The organism is Streptomyces sp. NPDC046915 (genome assembly GCF_040644935.1).
GTDB lineage: Bacteria > Actinomycetota > Actinomycetes > Streptomycetales > Streptomycetaceae > Streptomyces.
Genome location: NZ_JBEYXB010000019.1, coordinates 1 through 17,414, shown reverse-complemented (window position 1 = coordinate 17,414; position 17,414 = coordinate 1). Strand labels below are relative to the sequence as shown.

Annotated in this window: 14 protein-coding genes and 1 pseudogene; 10 read left to right on the top strand and 5 right to left on the bottom strand. The window is 71.0% G+C overall.

Features of this window, described 5'->3' with window-relative positions; all coding sequences use genetic code 11:
- Positions 1 to 71: 71 nt before the first annotated feature.
- The 6 genes from ureA (at position 72) to cimA (ending at position 6,527) form a co-directional block, all read left to right on the top strand.
- Complete coding sequence (gene ureA, locus ABZ915_RS36905) at positions 72 to 752, top strand: urease subunit gamma (RefSeq protein WP_361812551.1); 681 nt, start codon at positions 72 to 74, stop codon at positions 750 to 752.
- Positions 749 to 2,419 (top strand): urease subunit alpha, encoded by a 1,671-nt coding sequence (locus ABZ915_RS36900; protein WP_361812549.1) that lies wholly within the window; start codon positions 749 to 751, stop codon positions 2,417 to 2,419. Before ureA ends, ABZ915_RS36900 begins: the two co-directional genes overlap by 4 nt.
- 9 nt (positions 2,420 to 2,428) lie before the next feature.
- Positions 2,429 to 3,469 carry an agmatine deiminase family protein gene (locus ABZ915_RS36895; RefSeq protein ID WP_361812547.1) on the top strand — a complete coding sequence of 347 codons (1,041 nt, stop codon included), beginning with the start codon at positions 2,429 to 2,431 and terminating at the stop codon, positions 3,467 to 3,469.
- Positions 3,470 to 3,495: 26 nt separating this feature from the next.
- On the top strand, positions 3,496 to 3,990 hold the full coding sequence (locus ABZ915_RS36890) for a hypothetical protein (RefSeq protein ID WP_361812545.1): 495 nt from the start codon (positions 3,496 to 3,498) through the stop codon (positions 3,988 to 3,990).
- On the top strand, positions 3,987 to 4,613 hold the full coding sequence (locus tag ABZ915_RS36885) for a TetR/AcrR family transcriptional regulator (RefSeq protein WP_361812543.1): 627 nt from the start codon (positions 3,987 to 3,989) through the stop codon (positions 4,611 to 4,613). The genes ABZ915_RS36890 and ABZ915_RS36885 overlap by 4 nt, the downstream gene beginning before the upstream one ends.
- A 309-nt stretch (positions 4,614 to 4,922) precedes the next feature.
- Positions 4,923 to 6,527 (top strand): citramalate synthase, encoded by a 1,605-nt coding sequence (gene cimA, locus ABZ915_RS36880; protein ID WP_361812541.1) that lies wholly within the window; start codon positions 4,923 to 4,925, stop codon positions 6,525 to 6,527.
- 57 nt (positions 6,528 to 6,584) lie between these two features.
- On the opposite strand, the gene ABZ915_RS36875 is transcribed toward cimA, so the two are convergent.
- Together ABZ915_RS36875 and ABZ915_RS36870 are read right to left on the bottom strand one after the other, a co-directional pair.
- Complete coding sequence (locus tag ABZ915_RS36875; protein WP_361812539.1) at positions 6,585 to 7,184, bottom strand: GPP34 family phosphoprotein; 600 nt, start codon at positions 7,182 to 7,184, stop codon at positions 6,585 to 6,587.
- Between the two features lie 58 nt (positions 7,185 to 7,242).
- Positions 7,243 to 9,117, bottom strand: a complete 1,875-nt coding sequence (locus tag ABZ915_RS36870) for a ricin-type beta-trefoil lectin domain protein (protein WP_361812537.1) — start codon at positions 9,115 to 9,117, stop codon at positions 7,243 to 7,245.
- Between the two features lie 235 nt (positions 9,118 to 9,352).
- On the opposite strand from ABZ915_RS36870, the gene ABZ915_RS36865 reads away from it, so the two are divergent.
- Both ABZ915_RS36865 and ABZ915_RS36860 read left to right on the top strand, forming a co-directional pair.
- Positions 9,353 to 12,367, top strand: coding sequence for a glycoside hydrolase family 3 N-terminal domain-containing protein (locus ABZ915_RS36865; RefSeq protein ID WP_361812535.1), 3,015 nt, complete (start codon positions 9,353 to 9,355; stop codon positions 12,365 to 12,367).
- A gap of 39 nt (positions 12,368 to 12,406) precedes the next feature.
- Complete coding sequence (locus ABZ915_RS36860; protein WP_361812533.1) at positions 12,407 to 13,825, top strand: hypothetical protein; 1,419 nt, start codon at positions 12,407 to 12,409, stop codon at positions 13,823 to 13,825.
- A gap of 224 nt (positions 13,826 to 14,049) precedes the next feature.
- On the opposite strand, the pseudogene ABZ915_RS36855 reads toward ABZ915_RS36860, so the two are convergent.
- Positions 14,050 to 14,298 (bottom strand): annotated as a pseudogene (locus ABZ915_RS36855) (MarR family transcriptional regulator); the annotation flags it as partial.
- Positions 14,299 to 14,359: 61 nt separating this feature from the next.
- Between ABZ915_RS36855 and ABZ915_RS36850 the strand changes: the two are divergent.
- Positions 14,360 to 15,526, top strand: a complete 1,167-nt coding sequence (locus ABZ915_RS36850) for an FUSC family protein (RefSeq protein WP_361812531.1) — start codon at positions 14,360 to 14,362, stop codon at positions 15,524 to 15,526.
- Between the two features lie 179 nt (positions 15,527 to 15,705).
- Here the strand turns inward: ABZ915_RS36850 and ABZ915_RS36845 are convergent, their stop codons facing one another.
- Both ABZ915_RS36845 and ABZ915_RS36840 read right to left on the bottom strand, forming a co-directional pair.
- Positions 15,706 to 15,972 carry a DUF397 domain-containing protein gene (locus tag ABZ915_RS36845; protein WP_361812529.1) on the bottom strand — a complete coding sequence of 89 codons (267 nt, stop codon included), beginning with the start codon at positions 15,970 to 15,972 and terminating at the stop codon, positions 15,706 to 15,708.
- Positions 15,969 to 16,790 (bottom strand): helix-turn-helix transcriptional regulator, encoded by an 822-nt coding sequence (locus ABZ915_RS36840; protein ID WP_361812527.1) that lies wholly within the window; start codon positions 16,788 to 16,790, stop codon positions 15,969 to 15,971. The genes ABZ915_RS36845 and ABZ915_RS36840 overlap by 4 nt, the downstream gene beginning before the upstream one ends.
- A gap of 112 nt (positions 16,791 to 16,902) precedes the next feature.
- Here ABZ915_RS36840 and ABZ915_RS36835 point away from each other — a divergent pair, with 112 nt between their 5' ends.
- Positions 16,903 to 17,346 (top strand): ATP-binding protein, encoded by a 444-nt coding sequence (locus tag ABZ915_RS36835; RefSeq protein ID WP_361812525.1) that lies wholly within the window; start codon positions 16,903 to 16,905, stop codon positions 17,344 to 17,346.
- Positions 17,347 to 17,414: the final 68 nt, after the last annotated feature.

The following is a 17,414-nucleotide window of genomic DNA, read 5'->3' as shown; positions in this document are numbered from 1 at the left end:
GACATGTTTAGAGTGGTGTTCTAACATTAGAGTGCCGCTCTAAAGACAGGAAGGCGAGGAGGTGCCCCGGCATGAGGCTGACCCCCACCGAACGTGACCGGCTGCTGCTGTTCTCGGCCGCCGAGCTGGCCCGCAGCCGCAAGGCCCGGGGGCTCAGGCTCAACGTGCCGGAGGCGACCGCGCTGATCGCGGACACCGTCTGCGAGGCCGCCCGGGACGGCAGGCGCCTCGCGGAGGCCGTCGAGGCGGCCCGGTCGGCACTGGGCCCCGCCGACGTCCTGCCGGGCGTCGCCGACGTCGTCACCGAGGTGCATGTGGAGGCCGTCTTCGACGACGGCTCCCGGCTCGCGGTGGTCTCCGATCCGATCGGCGGCGGGCTGGGGGAGGAGGGGCCGGGCGCGCTGCTGCCGGGACCGGAGCACGCCGAGCCCGAGCCCGTCGTCACGGTCACCGTCACCAACACGGCGACCGTGCCCGTCTCCGTCACCTCCCACTTCCACTTCTTCGAGGCCAACCCGCGCCTCGACTTCCCCCGCGCCGCCGCCTACGGGATGCGGCTCGCCGTGCCCGCCGGCTCGTCGGTCCGCTTCGGGCCGGGGGAGAGCGCCGAGGCCGGTCTGGTGCCGATCGGGGGCGAGCGGATCGCGATCGGCTTCGCGGGGCTCGTCGACGGGCCGCTGGACGCGCCGGGCGCGAAGGAAGAGGCCCTGCGCAGGGCCGCCGCCTGCGGATACCTGGGAGCCGAGGCATGAACCCGTACGAGTACGCCGCCACGCACGGCCCGCGCGCGGGCGACCGGGTCCGGCTGGGCGACTCCGGTCTGACCGTCCGCGTCGAGTCCGACTCCCAGCACTACGGCGACGAGTTCCTCGCCGGCTTCGGCAAGACCGCCCGCGACGGACTGCACCTCAAGGCCGCCGCCGTGCGCGCGACCTGTGACGTCGTGATCAGCAACGTCGTGGTGATCGACGCGGCCCAGGGCATCCGGAAGGTGTCCATCGGCATCCGCGAGGGGCGGATCTGCTCGATCGGGCGGGCCGGGAACCCCGACACCCTCGACGGGGTCGACGTGGTCGTCGGCACGGGCACGTCGATCGTGTCCGGGGAAGGGCTGATCGCCACCGCCGGGGCCGTCGACACACACGTTCACCTGCTGTCGCCGCGCATCATGGAGGCCTCGCTCGCCTCCGGCGTGACCACGATCATCGGGCAGGAGTTCGGCCCGGTGTGGGGCGTCGGCGTCAACTCGCCGTGGGCGCTCCGGCACGCGTTCGGCGCCTTCGACGCCTGGCCGGTCAACATCGGCTTCCTCGGCCGGGGTTCGTCGTCCCACTCCGCTCCGCTGATCGAGGCGCTGGCCGAGGGCGGGGCGAGCGGCTTCAAGGTGCACGAGGACATGGGCGCCCACACCCGGGCGCTGGACACCGCCCTGCGCGTCGCCGAGGAGCACGACGTCCAGGTAGCCCTGCACAGCGACGGGCTGAACGAGTGCCTGTCGGTCGAGGACACGCTGCGGGTGCTGGAGGGCCGCACCATCCACGCCTTCCACATCGAGGGCTGCGGCGGCGGACACGTGCCGAACGTGCTGAAGATGGCCGGAGTCCCGAACGTCATCGGCTCCTCCACCAACCCGACCCTGCCCTTCGGCCGGGACGCGGTCGCCGAGCACTACGGCATGATCGTCTCCGTCCACGACCTCAAGACCGACCTGCCCGGCGACGCGGCGATGGCCCGCGACCGCATCCGCGCCGGCACCATGGGCGCCGAGGACGTGCTGCACGACCTGGGCGCGATCGGCATCACCTCCTCCGACGCGCAGGGCATGGGCCGGGCGGGGGAGACGGTCCGCCGTACGTTCGCGATGGCCGGGAAGATGAAGGCCGAGCTCGGCGCCCCCGAGGACCACGACAACGAGCGCGTCCTGCGCTACATCGCCAAGCTGACCATCAACCCGGCCATCGCGCACGGCCTCGCGCACGAGGTCGGCTCGATCGAGGTCGGCAAGCTCGCCGACATCGTGCTGTGGCGCCCGGAGTACTTCGGCGCCAAGCCGCAGCTCGTCCTCAAGGCGGGCTTCCCGGCCTACGGCGTGGTCGGCGATCCCAACGCGGCCACCGACACCTGCGAACCCCTGGTGCTCGGCCCGCAGTTCGGGGCGCACGGGGCGACCCCGGCCGAGATCTCCGTCGCCTTCGTCGCCCAGGCCGCCCTCGACCAGGGCGGCGACCGGATGCCGACCCGCCGCAGAAGGGTCGCCGTCCGCGGCACCCGTGGCATCGGCCCCGCCGACCTGCGCCTCAACTGCCGTACCGGAGCGGTCGACGTGGACCAGAGCACCGGTCTCGTCACCCTCGACGGCGAACCGATCCGCTCCGAGCCCGCCGGCTCGGTCTCCCTCAACCGTCTCTACTTCCTCTGAGGACCCCTGATGTCCGCTGCCGCCGACGGCTTCCGCATGCCCCCCGAGTGGGCCCCGCACGAGCGCACCTGGATGGCGTGGCCGGGCCCGAACCCCACCTTCGACGACCCCGACGACCTCGCCGCCTCCCGTGCCGCCTGGGCGTCGGTCGCCCGCGCCGTCCGGCGTTTCGAACCGGTGACGGTGGTGTGCGGCCCCGGGCAGTCCGCCGAGGCCCGCGCCCTGCTCGGCCCGGACGTCGACACCGTCGAGCGCGACCTCGACGACGCCTGGATGAGGGACATCGGTCCCACGTTCCTGACCAACGGCAAGGGTGAACTGGCCGCCGTGGACTGGACGTTCAACGGCTGGGGCGCCCAGCACTGGGCCCGCTGGGAGCACGACGCGAAGATCGCCGCGTACGTCAGCGACCTCGCGGGCGCCAGGACGTACGCCTCGCGGCTGGTCAACGAGGGCGGCGCGATCCACGTCGACGGCGAGGGCACGGTCCTGCTGACGGAGACGGTCCAGCTGGGCCCGGAGCGCAACCCGCACTGGTCGAAGGAGGAGGTCGAGGCCGAGATCCACGCCCAGCTCGGCACCCGCAAGGCGATCTGGCTCCCGCGCGGCCTCACCGGCGACTACCCCCCGCACGGCTTCGGGACCCTCGGCCATGTCGACATCGTCGCCGCCTTCGCCCGTCCCGGTGTCGTCGTCGCCCACCACCAGCCGGACCCGGCGCACCCCGACCACGAGGTGACCAAGGAGGTCATCGGCCTGCTGCGGGCGCAGACCGACGCCCACGGCCGCCCTCTGGAGGTCGTCGAGGTGGCCGCCCCCACCGTCCTGGAGGCCGACGGCCACTGGGCCGACTACTCCTACATCAACCACTACCTCTGCAACGGGGGAGTCGTGCTGTGCGGCTTCGACGACCCGCGCGACGAGGACGCCGCCGGGATCTTCCGCCGGCTGTTCCCCGAGCGGACGGTGACCCTGGTGGACGCCCGCACCGTCTTCGCGGGCGGAGGCGGTATCCACTGCATCACGCAACAGCAGCCGAAGACCCGGTGACGGTCGGGGTCGGGTAGAACAGACGGGTGAACGTCCTGGTCTGCGCGGCCTGCGGCCGCCGTCTCAGCGAGCCGCTGCGGCTGCTTCCCGTGCTGCCCGAACGCCCCTGGTACGACGGGCGGAAGGGCCCCGACGGCTCGCGGCACGCCCCGTCGACCGTGCCGCGCGGCACCTACGCGGTCGACCCCGAGCCGAGCGGAGCGCCGTACGTGCCGCACCCGGACCCGGAGTGGATGGGGGCCGCGGTCCCCGGCCTGGTCGTCGCCGACCCCGACGGACCGGGTTGCCTGATGTCCGCGGGGCCGCGCGACACCCTGGTGGTCCACCCCGACGACACCCGCGGCTTCCTGGAGCGCAACCCGGCCTTCGTCGAGGTCGGGTGCTGCGGCCCCCCTGGTCAGGAGGGGCCGAACGAGCTGTGCCCGGGGTGCGGGGCGGAGGCGGCGACGCTGTTCGCCGACTGCTCCGGGCCGTACGAGACCCACTTCCTGCCCGACGCCGTACGGACGGTCCCGGCATGAGCGCGACCCCGTCGCCCCGCCGGCGCACCCCCGCCCCACCCCGCGAGGAGGTCCTCGCCGCGGCCATGGACATGATCGCCGAGCGCGGTCTGGAGCAGCTCACCATGGCGGCGCTCGGCCGCGAGGTCGGCATGAGCAGCGGCCACCTCCTCTACTACTTCCACTCCAAGGACGAGCTGCTGCTCCAGACCCTGGAGTGGAGCGAAGGCCGTCTGGGCGCCGAGCGGGCCCGGCTCCTCACCCGGCCGGGAACCGCTCGCGAGCGCCTCGACGCCTACGTCGACCTGTACGTGCCCGACGGCCACCGCGACCCGCACTGGACGCTGTGGCTGGAGGTCTGGAACCGCTCGCAGAACGCCGCCGACGACGCCCGCGACCGCCAGGCCGCCATCGAGGGCGCCTGGCACCGCGACCTGGTCGCCCTGCTCGCGGACGGCGTCACCCGCGGAGAGTTCCGCCCCGTGGACGCCGACCGCTTCGCCGCCCGGCTGCGCGCCCTCCTCGACGGCTTCTCCATCCATGTCGCGGTGGGCCTGCGCGGCACGGACCGGGGGCAGATCCTCGGCCACGTACGGGAGTTCCTGGACGACTCACTCGGCCGGCCGAAGCTCACGGACTGTTGATCACCCGTACGCGTACCGCATCCTGAGACGGTCCGTGAGTCGGGGGCGGGGCTGTGCCAGACTGCCGCCGTGCTCTCGTTCGCCATGATTATTGGCAGCAGGCGCGCCGGTCCGCAGTGACCACCACGTACGACCAGGTACGGGTGGCCATCGTCGTCCTCGACCCGCGCGCAGACCTCTCGCACCCGCGAGGGGTTTTTTCGTTTTCCGGCCCACCTTCAGCCGGAGACGGAGCGTGAGGGAGTATGAGGGGACGGTGGAGCCGGTCATTCCGGTAAGACCGAGATTCAAAACAGGAGCCCTGAGACCATGACCGAAACCAGCCGGCTGGACGATACGTTCCACGTCTTCGACACCACCCTGCGCGACGGCGCCCAGCGCGAGGGCATCAACCTCACCGTCGCCGACAAGCTGGCCATCGCTCGGCACCTGGACGACTTCGGCGTGGGCTTCATCGAGGGCGGCTGGCCCGGCGCCAACCCGCGGGACACCGAGTTCTTCGCCCGCGCCCAGCAGGAGATCGACTTCAAGCACGCCCAGCTGGTCGCCTTCGGCGCCACCCGCCGCGCGGGCGCCAAGGCCGCGGACGACCCCCAGGTCAGGGCCCTGCTCGCGTCCGGCGCCCCGGTGATCACCCTGGTCGCCAAGTCGCACGACCGGCACGTGGAACTGGCGCTGCGCACCACCCTGGACGAGAACCTGGAGATGGTCCGCGACACCGTCTCCTTCCTGCGCGAGCAGGGCCGCCGGGTCTTCGTCGACTGCGAGCACTTCTTCGACGGCTACCGGGCCAACCCCGAGTACGCCAAGGCGGTCGTCCGGGCGGCCTCCGAGGCGGGCGCGGACGTGGTCATCCTCTGTGACACCAACGGCGGCATGCTCCCCGCCCAGGTCCAGGCGGTCGTCTCCACGGTCCTCGCCGACACCGGCGCCCGGCTCGGCATCCACGCCCAGGACGACACCGGCTGCGCGGTCGCCAACACCCTCGCCGCCGTCGACGCGGGCGCCACCCACGTCCAGTGCACGGCGAACGGCTACGGCGAGCGCGTCGGCAACGCCAACCTCTTCCCGGTCGTCGCCGCCCTGGAACTGAAGTACGGCAAGAAGGTCCTCCCCGACGGCCGGCTCCGCGAGATGACCCGCATCTCGCACGCCATCGCCGAGGTCGTCAACCTCACCCCCTCCACCCACCAGCCCTACGTCGGCGTCTCCGCCTTCGCCCACAAGGCCGGCCTGCACGCCTCCGCCATCAAGGTCGACCCCGACCTCTACCAGCACATCGACCCCGAGCTGGTCGGCAACACCATGCGCATGCTGGTCTCCGACATGGCGGGCCGCGCCTCGATCGAGCTGAAGGGCAAGGAGCTCGGCATCGACCTCGGCGGCGACCGCGAGCTGGTCGGCCGGGTCGTCGACCGGGTCAAGGAGCGGGAGCTCAAGGGCTACACGTACGAGGCCGCCGACGCCAGTTTCGAGCTGCTGCTGCGCGCCGAGGTCGAGGGCAGGCCGCTGAAGTACTTCGACGTGGAGTCCTGGCGCGCCATCGTCGAGGACCGCCCCGACGGCACCCACGCCAACGAGGCCACCGTCAAGCTGTGGGCCAAGAGCGAGCGCATCGTCGCCACCGCGGAGGGCAACGGCCCCGTCAACGCCCTCGACCGGGCCCTCAGGGTCGCCCTGGAGAAGATCTACCCACAGCTGGCCAAGTTCGAGCTGGTCGACTACAAGGTCCGCATCCTCGAGGGCAAGCACGGCACCTCGTCCACGACCCGCGTACTGATCTCCACCTCCGACGGCGCCGGCGAGTGGTCCACGGTCGGGGTCGCGGAGAACGTCATCGCGGCATCCTGGCAGGCCCTGGAGGACGCCTACACGTACGGCCTGCTCCGGGCGGCCGTGGAGCCCGCGCAGTGACCACGGCGGAGGCCTGACCGAGGACGACGGCGACCCTCTGGCCCGCCCGCCAGGGGGTCAGGGGGCCCGCCAGATGTTGTCGAAGGCCGCGTTCTCGATGCGCCGCCGCTCACGCACGGCCCCCAGCTCCGTCACCGCGTCGCCGACGGCCAGCACGACGGTGGCGACCGCCTCGTCGGCGGGCTCCTCCTCCGGCGGCCGCTCGCCCTCGATGCCCAGGGTGGCGGCGAGCCCGGTGAGCACGGGCTCGCGGGACCACCACCGGTCGGCGGCGTGCCGCCGGGCCGGGGTGTCGGCCGCCGCCGCCCTGTCGGCCCGGCGCGGCCACCAGGGCCGTTTCCCGGACAGCTGCCCCTCGGCGTCCAGGACGTCGCGATAGGCCGTGACCAGTCCCTGACCCCGGCGCCACAGCCAGTCGTCGACCGACTCGTACGGCTCGTTCCGCACGAGCGCCGCCTGGGCCTCGTCCAGCATCCGGTCATCCGTGGTCAGCGCGGTGCCGGGCACGATGTGCTCACCGTCCAGGGTGAGCGCCCGTGCGCCGAGGAGGTCGACCAGCTCGGCTCCCGCGAGCGCGAGCGACAGATCGCCCGGCTCGACGGGATGATCGCCGGGCACGTCGAGGGTGACGAGGAACAGATCCCGCGGTGTGCTCATACCCCTACCATGTGCCGGGCCGGCCCGCGGCGCAGCCCGGCAGCACCGGCTTTCCGTCCTACTGGAGCTTCCACTTCTGGTTGGCGGCCCCGGTGCAGGACCAGATCTGGGCCCGTGCCCCGTTGGCCGAGGAGTTGTCGGTGACGTCCAGGCACTTGTTCGCCGCCGTGTTCACCACGTCACCGGTCGAGGCGTTGTACGACCACTGCTGGGCTCCGGTGCCGTTGCAGTCGTAGAGCTGCACCTTCGCCCCGTCCGCCGTCGACGCCGACGTCACGTCCAGGCACTTGCCGAGCGCCTGCACCGACCCGTCGGACACGACGGTCCACTTCTGCGCCGTCGAGCCGTTGCAGTCGTAGAGCTGCACCGCCGTGCCGTTGGCGCTCGAACCGCCCGCCACGTCCAGGCATTTGCCGGCGAGGCCGACGAAGGCGCCGCTCGTGCTCCCGCCGCCGGACTGGGTGCCGGACCAGGTGAAGGTGGCGGAGGTTTTGCCCGGCAGCGAGTAGGTCGCGTGCTGGGAGCCCCAGTCGATCGTGACGGTCTTGGCGGAGGACGAGTCGTTGTAGGCGATCAGGGCCTTCGAGCCGTCCGGGTTGCGCCAGGCCACGTTCGGCACGGAGGTGGACGCCGTCGAGGCGATCCGCTGCGCACCCGGCCGTACGAACTTGGTCAGCTGGCCCATCGTGTAGTACTCGACGGTGTAGTCGACGGTCCCGCTCGCGCCGTCCCCGTCGTGCACGGTGATCAGGCCGGTGCAGGTGCCGCAACCGCCGTTGTGCGGGCCCATGTTCTGGTCCACGGCCAGCGACCACTTGGTCACCGACTTCGCCCAGTTGCGGGTGTAGTCGATGATGTTGTTCATGTCCTCGCGCTGCTGGTTGGCGACCCAGGTGCCGCCGGAGTGCTCGGTGCCGAACGCGTCCAGGTTCGGGTACTGGTTGTGGACGGTGGTCTGCTTGGAGACGCCGCTGATGTCGCTGTAGCCGTGCCAGGCGATCCCGCCGAAGTTGGGGTGGTTGCGGATCGTCGAGTCGTCCACGGACGCGGCCGCGTAGGAGTCGTAGACGTCCCAGTTCCAGTCGTGCGCGAGGACCTTGGTGGACAGCCCGGCCGACTGGAGCTGCGGCAGCAGGTCGTTCTTGAGGAAGTACTGGAGGCCCGAGGCGTTCCAGCTCATCGACGGATAGCCGGAACAGCAGGTCGGCTCGTTCTGCGGGGTCACGTAGGAGACGTTGACGCCCTGGTTCTTGTACGCCTGGAGGTACTTCACGAAGTAGGCGGCGTACGCCGCGTAGTCCTCGGACTTCAGCCAGCCCCCGTTGAGCGAGCCGCTGTCCTTCATCCAGGCCGGAGCCGTCCATGGCGAGGCCATGACAGTCAGAGAGGGGTTCAGCTGGAGGGCCTGCTTGGTGAGCGGGACGACGTCCGCGAGGTCGTGCGAGAGGGAGAAGCTGTTCAGGTTCGGGTCCGTCTGCCCGGCCGCCACGTCGTCGTACGTGTACCCGTAGCGCGCCAGGTCGGAGGCGCCCATCGGGTTGCGCAGGAACGACAGCCCGATCCCGTCCGTCGGCGAGAACAGCTTCCGCATGGTCGCGTCCCGCGTGGACTGGGACAGCGCGCCGCTGCTGTTCATCAGCCAGGCGGCGGTGTCCGTGAAGGACGCGCCGCCGCCGGTGAAGGTCTGGTACCGGGTGTTCTCGTCGACGGTGATGTTCTCGCCACTGCCACCGCTGCCCGACTGGAAGGCGAACGGCGTCTGCGCCTGGAGCCCGCGCGTGACATGGCGTCCGGCGGAGTCGTCGGTGGTGGTGAGGTACGCGGTGACCTGCTCGCCGGCCGCGTGCGCGGAGGGCATGCCGAGCGTCGTGAGCCCGGCGGTGGTCAGCAGGCCGGTGAGCAGCAGCCGGACCGTTCGCAAAGGTCTTCTCATGGAGCGCCGCCCTTCGTGTGGTGGGGGATGGGGGCGTGCGAGCCGTGAGTAAATGACGGCTTCCTATAGACGTCAAGAGGTCGCGCATTCAAAAACCAAACACACAACAGCCGTGATCCGGCCGCGTGTTGGTCCTGCACCACTTCTGACGTGAAGTATTGACGGTGCCACGCGACGCGCGTTAACTCACGGCGTGATCTAAGTCATGAGTGAACCAAGAGCCGAGGGAAGGTCCATGCGAAGAACCGCCCTGCTCGTCTCCGCCGCACTCCTCACCGGTCTGCTCCCCTGGGCGACCGCGCGAGCCGCCGACGACCCGGCCCCCGTTCCCGTCGACCGCTTCGAGGGCGAGGTCCCCTTCGCCGCCCAGCCCGCCGAGGGCATCTTCACCTGGGGCGGCGACACCGACGACCCGCCCACCCTGCAACTCGCCGCCCGCCCGGACGCCCCCGAGGGCGAGAAGGTCCTCGCCGGCAGCTACGACATCAGCGGCTACGGCGGCTTCACCCACGACTACGCCGCGACCGAACCCGCCCACGACTGGTCCGCCCACAAGGGCATCCGCTTCTGGTGGGACGGCCGGGGCAACGGCAAGAAGATCGCCTTCGAGATCAAGGACGGCGGCGCGAACGGCGAGGCCTCGGAGCTCTGGACGACCTCCTTCACCGACGACTTCACCGGCTGGAAACAGGTCGAGATCCCGTTCGCCGACTTCACCTACCGAACGGACTACCAACCGGTCGGCGGCATCGACCACATCCTGGGCCTCACCCAGATGTGGGGGTACTCCGTCACGCTCCCCACCGGCGTCAAGGGCACCTTCGCCATGGACGACGTCGAGCTGTACGGCAAGGCCGACCAGTCCCTGCGCGCCTCCGTCACCACCGACTCCGCCGTCCATCCGGTCAAGGAGGGCCGCACGGCCGCGGTCCAGGTCACCGTGGCCACCACCGGCGCCGCCCCGGTCGACGAGCCCGTGACGGTCACCTACGAGACGACGGCCACCGGGACCGCCACCCCCGGCAAGGACTACACCCCGGTCTCCGGCACCCTCACCTTCCCGGCCGGCACGGCCTCCGGCACCTCGCGGACCATCAAGGTCCCCACCCTCAAGGACCGGACGGCCGAGTCCGCCGAGACGATCCCCCTGAAGCTCACGGTGACCGGCGCCAAGGCCCCCGCCGAGACCCCGCAGATCGTCATCGACGCCCACGGACTGCCCTACCTGAACAGCAAACTGCCGGTCAGGAAGCGCGTCGCGGACCTCGTGTCCCGCATGTCCCTGGCGGAGAAGACCGGCCAGATGACCCAGGCCGAGCGCGGAGCCGTGGGCAACGGGGCCGACCTCGCGACGTACGCCCTCGGCTCGCTGCTCTCCGGCGGCGGCTCCACCCCGACGCCCAACACCCCCGAGGGCTGGGCGAAGATGATCGACGCCTTCCAGCTCAGGGCGCAGGCGACCCGCTTCCAGATCCCCCTGATCTACGGCGTGGACGCGGTCCACGGCCACAACAACCTGGTCGGCGCCACGATCATGCCGCACAACATCGGCATCGGCGCCACCCGTGACCCCCGCCTCGCCCAGCGGACGGGCGCGGTGACGGCCGCCGAGGTCCGGGCCACCGGTATCCCCTGGGACTTCGCCCCCTGCCTCTGCGTCACCCGCGACGAACGCTGGGGCCGCTCCTACGAGTCCTTCGGCGAGGACCCGGCCCTCGTCCAGTCCATGGAGACGATGATCCAGGGCCTCCAGGGCCGGGCGAACGGCGGCGACCTCAGCCGCAACGACAGGGTCCTCGCCACCGCCAAGCACTTCGTCGGCGACGGCGGCACCGAGTACGGCTCCTCGACGACCGGGACGTACAAGATCGACCAGGGCGTCACCAAGGTCACGAGGCAGCAGCTGGAGGCCATCCACCTGTCCCCGTACCAGACCGCCGTCGACCGGGGCATCGGCACGGTCATGCCGTCGTACTCGTCCCTCGACATCCTCGGCGACGGGCAGGGCCCGGTGAAGATGCACGCCCGAGCCGACATGATCAACGGCGTGCTCAAGGGCCGCATGGGCTTCGACGGCTTCGTCATCAGCGACTGGAACGCCATCGACCAGCTCCCCGGCGACTACGCGTCCCACGTCCGCACCTCGGTCAACGCGGGCGTGGACATGATGATGGTGCCGTACGGCTACAAGGACTTCACCGCCGCGCTGACCGGCGAGGTGGACGCGGGCCGGATCAGCGAGAAGCGGATCGACGACGCCGTCTCCCGCATCCTCACCCAGAAGTTCGAGCTGGGCCTCTTCGGGCACCCCTACGCCGACACCACCGGCGCCGCGCAGATCGGTTCGCCGGCCCACCGCGCCGTCGCCCGGCAGGCGGCCGCCGAGTCGCAGGTGCTGCTGAAGAACGCGGGCGGCCTGCTGCCGCTGCGCAAGAACCAGAAGGTGTACGTCGCCGGATCCAACGCCGCCGACATCGGCAACCAGACCGGCGGCTGGACGGTCACCTGGCAGGGCTCCTCCGGGAACATCGTCCCCGGCACGACGATCCTGGACGGAATGCGCGGGGCCGGCGGGGACATCACCTACTCCAAGGACGCCTCCGCCCCGCTGACCGGCTACGACGTCGGCGTGGTCGTGGTCGGCGAAACCCCGTACGCCGAAGGCGTCGGAGACGTCGGCAACGGCCACGCCCTGACCCTCTCCGCCGCCGACCAGGCAGCGGTGGACAAGGTGTGCGCCGCCATGAAGTGCGCGGTGCTGATCGTCTCCGGCCGCCCGCAACTCGTCGGCGACCGGCTCGGGAAGATCGACGCCCTGGTCGCCTCCTGGCTGCCGGGCACCGAGGGCGACGGCGTGGCGGACGTCCTCTACGGCAGGCGGCCCTTCACCGGACAGCTCCCCGTCACCTGGCCCAGGTCCGAGGCCCAGCTGCCGATCAACGTGGGCGACACCTCGTACGACCCGCAGTTCCCGTACGGCTGGGGCCTGACCACCCTCACCAAGGTCCCGCGGGGTGACACACCGACGCTGCGGGCACTGGCCGCCGCCGCGACGGTGGCCGAGAGGAAGGGCGCGGACGAGGCCGGACGCCGACTGGTCACCGAGGCGCGCCTGATCGTCCAGAACCGACTGGGGCAGCGGATGACCCCGGCGGTGGCGAAGCCCTTCGCCGACGCGGACCACCTGCTGCTGACCGGACGGTACGGGCAGGCGGCGAGCAAACTGCTGGAGGCCTACCGGGCGGCATAGACCCGACCGGTTTTGGGAGGCTTCGGGTAGCTTCGAACCATGAAGGGTGTACGGACCCGAAGCCTCCCAGGGCTGCTGCTGGCCCTGGCACTCGCGGTCATGACCGTGCTCGCCCCGCAGGCCACGGCCGCCACGCAGGTCACGGCCGCCACGCAGGTCACGGCCGCCACCAGCGTCTCGACGATCGCCGCGGCCCTTCGCCAGAGCCCCGTCTACGTCGACTCCGCGGCCTCCGCCCAGCTGTCGGCGGCGGACTCCGGCGCGCTGGCCCGGCGGATCGAGAGCGCCGGCAAACCACTCTTCATCGCGGTCCTCCCGGCCGACTACCCCACCCGCAATCTCTTCACCGACCTGCGCACCGCCACCGGCGTCACCGGCCTGTACGCCATCCGCCTCGGCGACCGCTTCGACGCCCGAGCCGACTCCTCCGTCATGCCCCGAACGGCCGTACGCAACCTGGTCACCAGCGTCCAGGGCGAGAACGCCAAGACCCAGCTGACCGACTTCACGAACCGCGCCCTGGCCAACATGGGCGGGAAGGCCCCCGCGTCATGGGGCACCTCCTCCAACGGCGCCACCGGAGTCTCCACCACCGCCCTGATCACCACGGCGGCCGTCCTGGTGGCCGGCGGCGCGGGCGCGTACGCGATCGTCCGCCGCAACCGCCGCCGCCACGCCGAGGAACAGCGGGCCGCCCTGGACCGCCTGCGGGTCGTCGTCGACGAGGACATCACCGCCTTCGGCGAGGAACTGGACCGCCTCGAATTCCACCCGGCCGAGCCGCGCGCCGACGACGCCATGCGCGCGGACTACGAGCGGGCCCTGGACGCCTACGAGAACGCCAAGCAGTACATGGCCGACGCCCGCAAACCCGAGGACGTACGCGCCGTCACCCAGACCCTGGAGGACGGCCGCTTCTCCCTCGCCCAGCTCGCCGCCCGACGCGAGGGCCGCCCCCTGCCAGAACGCCGCCCGCCCTGCTTCTTCGACCCCCGCCACGGCCCCTCGGTCAGCGACGCCGCCTGGACCCCGCCCGGCGGAGCCCCCCGCGAGGTCCCGGTCTGCGCGGCCGACGCCACCCGCCTCGCCGACGGCCGCGACCCCGTCGTCCGCGAGGTCGACACCGACTACGGCCGCCGCCCCTACTGGGACGCGGGCCCCGCCTACGGCCCCTGGGCGGGCGGCTACTTCGGCGGCGGCATCCTGCCCGGCCTCCTGATCGGCACGACACTGGGCAGCATCATGGCGGCCCCGGCGTACGCGGCCGACTACGGCGCCGGGTACGGGGACTTCGGCGGCGGGGACTTCGGCGGCGGGGACTTCGGCGGCGGTTACGAGGGCGGGGACGTGTCCGGGGCGGACTTCGATCCGGGGGACTTCGGGGGCGGGTTCGGGGACGGTGGGGGGTTCGGGGACGGCGGGGGAGGTGGGGGAGGGGACTTCAGCGGTGGGTTCTGAGGGCGGGGACCGACGGTGGCTTCTGAGGGTTGGTCCTCAGGGGCGGCCGCCTCCGGTGCTTGCCCCAGCCGCTCCATCAGCGCACCCGCCAGCATCAGCACCCCCCGCTCCGTCTCGCTGAGCGAAGCCAGCGCCCCGGCCAGCCAGGCGTCACGCTCGGCCATGTCCCGCTCCAGCACCCGCCGCCCCTCAGCGGTGAGCGTCAGCACGGACTGACGCCGGTCGACGCGGCCCGCTTCCCGCACGATCAGCCCGTCCTCCTCCAACTCGGCGAAAACCCGGGTCAGCGACTGCGGCCGCTGCCGCTCCGCCGCCGCGATCGCACCGGGTGTGGCCGACCCGTGCCGGTGCAGATACCCAAGCACGACGAGCTGGTTGGCGCTCAGGCTCCCGTCACCGCGTTCCTGCCGGAGGCGACGGTTCAGACGGACGATGCCGCTACGGAGACGGGCGGCTTCGGGGAGATGGTCCATGCCGTGAATCATACGCGACTACTTACTATCACTGAGGGCTGGTGGCCGCTATTGTCGGCATGTGACCGCCAAACTGATACGCAACGCGTACGAAGCGGCCCTGACGATGACCGCCGTCCTGCTCTCCTGGAGCGCCGCCCTGTGGCTGGAGCGCACCGCCGGACTGCACACCGACGTGCTCGTCCTCGCGGTCGCCCTGACCTTGACCCTGTCCTCCACCCAGCGCACCGCGAACACGCGCCGCCGCCTCACCGCGCTGCTCCTGCTCCCCGTGACGGCGGCCGTGGCCCAGCTGCTCGGCCGCCTCATCGCCACCCACTACGCCGCCGGAGCGGCCGCCTACACCGCCGCGATCTCCCTGGCCATCTGGCTCCGCCGCTACGGCCAGACCGCCACCAAGGCCGGCACCCTCATGACCCTCCCGCTCGTCGCCCTCCTCGTCGTCCCGGGCCCGGCACTGCCGCCCGAGGCCCAGGGAGCGCTGGTGAACTGGGCATGGTCGGCGCTGATCGGAGTGCTGGCCTGCGTATGCGTGTGGCTCGTGCAGGCACTGGCCGACCGATACGGACCCTGGCCCGCCGACGCCGAGGTGACCGAGCCCCGCCGGGCCTCTCGCCTCCACCCCCGCCCCAGCACCCGCATGGCCGTACAGATGGCGGCCGCCGTCGCCGCCGCCTTCGCACTGGGACGGTCCCTCTTCGACCACCACTGGCCATGGCTGGTGCTCACCGCATACGTCGCCGCGAGCGGCAACCGCGGCCGAACGGACGTACTCCGCAAGGGAATCGAACGGCTCGCGGGTGCCTGCGCGGGCACGCTGCTGGCCACGGGCGTGGCGGCGGCCGGTGCGACGGGCCGGACCTCGGTGGCGCTGATGTTCGCCGTCCTGGCAGTGGCGTTGTGGCTACGCCCGCTCAACTACGCCTACTGGGCAGCCGGCATGACCACTGCCCTCTCCCTGCTCCTCGGCTACTTCGGCCAGGACGCGACCAGCCTGCTGCCCACCCGGCTGGAGGGCATCGCGGTGGGCGCGGCCTTGTCGGTGGCGTCGGCCTGGTGGTTGCTACCGGTTCCGAAACGGCGGGCGGTTACCGTGCATACCGGGCCGCATACCGCTCCCCGGCCGCATGCCACCACGCCGGCGGAGACACCCCGTTCACCACAGCCGTCGGCTGATCCGGATGCAGCCCGAGCCGCCACAGGGCCCGAGCATCGACGGAGAGACTGACCCGGCCGTACGGGTCCCCGTCGGTCATCCGCATGCAGAAGAGGTCGCACCGAAGCTCTTCCGATGCGAAGGGCATCCAGTCGATGCCGCGTTCTCGCAGTCAACCCAAGAGGACGTGCATGGGGTGGGGTTGCCCCGGCGCCTTGCTGCACGAGACGAGGAAGACCCAGTCGGTCTCTTCAGGAGGGGATGCAGCCAAGGAACTCGCTCCAGGTGGAGGGGGAGAGGGCGAGGGTGGGGCCGGTGGGGGTTTTGGAGTCGCGGATGTGGATGGTGGTGGGGGTGGTGGCCACTTCCAGGCAATTGCCACCCTCGCTGCCGCTGTAGCTGGACTTGTGCCAGTCGTATGCGATTTCGACACAGTCGCCGCCTTCGCTGCCGCTGTAGCTCGACTTGAACCATGCCAGGTCATCCGAGCGCTTCTGCTGTCGTGCTGCGGTGGTCATGACTCTCCTAGCAGTCCGTTCAAGAGACGCACACTCTCCTCGGGAGAGAGGGCCTGCGACCGCAGCATTCCATACTTGTGGTGATAGTCGCTGACCTCGTCGGGATCGTCCACGAGGAAGCTCGCGCGCTGCACCTCCAGGTACACAAGACGCTCGAATTCGGGGGTCTCCAACAGGACCATGGGGCCATCGAGACAAGAGTGCGGCGTGCGATCCATCGGCATGATCTGCATGCTCATGTGGACGGGCTCGGCGTACTCCAGGACCTGGCGGATCTGCCCCCGCATTACTTCCGGCCCACCGACCCGGCGCCGCAGGATGCTCTCCTCCAGGATGAAGTGGCCCACGGGCGGCTCGTCCCGCTGCCAGACCAACTGCCGGTCCATGCGCGTGTTCACCCACTGCTCGGCGGTCTCGCTGCCCAGCGCCGGATACCGGTAGTCGAAGACGGCCCGACAGTAGTCCCGTGTCTGAAGCAGCCCCGGAACGACCAGGCTCTGGTACGACATGATGCTGACCGCTTCTTGCTCGTGCTCCACGAGCCCCTGCGCGAACTGAACGACCCGCTCCCGCACGGGCATCTTCTCCACCAGCACGGCCAACGCCCCGCCCGTACCCAGGAGCTCGTCGAACTGCTCGGCCCGGTCCGGCTGCAAGGCCAAGCGCCCCTGCTCGATGGACCTCACCGTGTCCACGTGGACGTTGGCGGCCTCGGCTAACCGCTCCTGGGTGAGTCGAGCCTGCTTCCGGTAGTGGGCGACCACCGCGCCGATCGCCTGCCACGAACCGACCTTCTTGGGCTTCTTCGCCGAGTGCATGCCGGTCCTCTTCCCCCGTCGTTCCGCGAAGTCCTCGTAGTGGAGTCGTAGTAATCAGCACTACGACTTCACCCATTGGTCCACTTTAGTGACGGACAGTGACACTGGCGTCATGAACGCGGAATTCCAACACCCCCACACCCGCGAGGCGTTCTATCGCCGAGACCGCAGATCGGTGGGCCTGGCAAGGCACTTCGCGCGTACGGCGCTGGCGGAGTGGGAGATCAAGGAGCGCGCGGACGACGTGCTGCTCTGCGTGAGCGAACTGGCGACCAACGCGCTGCTCCACGGCGTCCCGCCGGGCCGTGGCTTCGCGCTCCGCCTGACGCGGCATCCCGACGGTGTCCTCCGGGTCGAGCTCCACGACAGCGGAGGGGGCGAGGTCCAAGTCCCGGACCAGTGCCCGGAGTCGGAACACGGCCGGGGTCTACTGCTGGTGGCGGCGCTGGCTGACAAGTGGGACGTCGGTGAACGGAACCCGGGCAAGATCGTGTGGGCGGAATTCGAGAGTGACCGTGAGGGTGCGGGTGGTGGGCGATGTGGACGCCTGTCGTGAAGTGCCCGTGGGGGCCGCTCGCTTCTCCTGATTGTCGTGCTTCCGCGTCCCGCCTCAAGGGCGCTGCG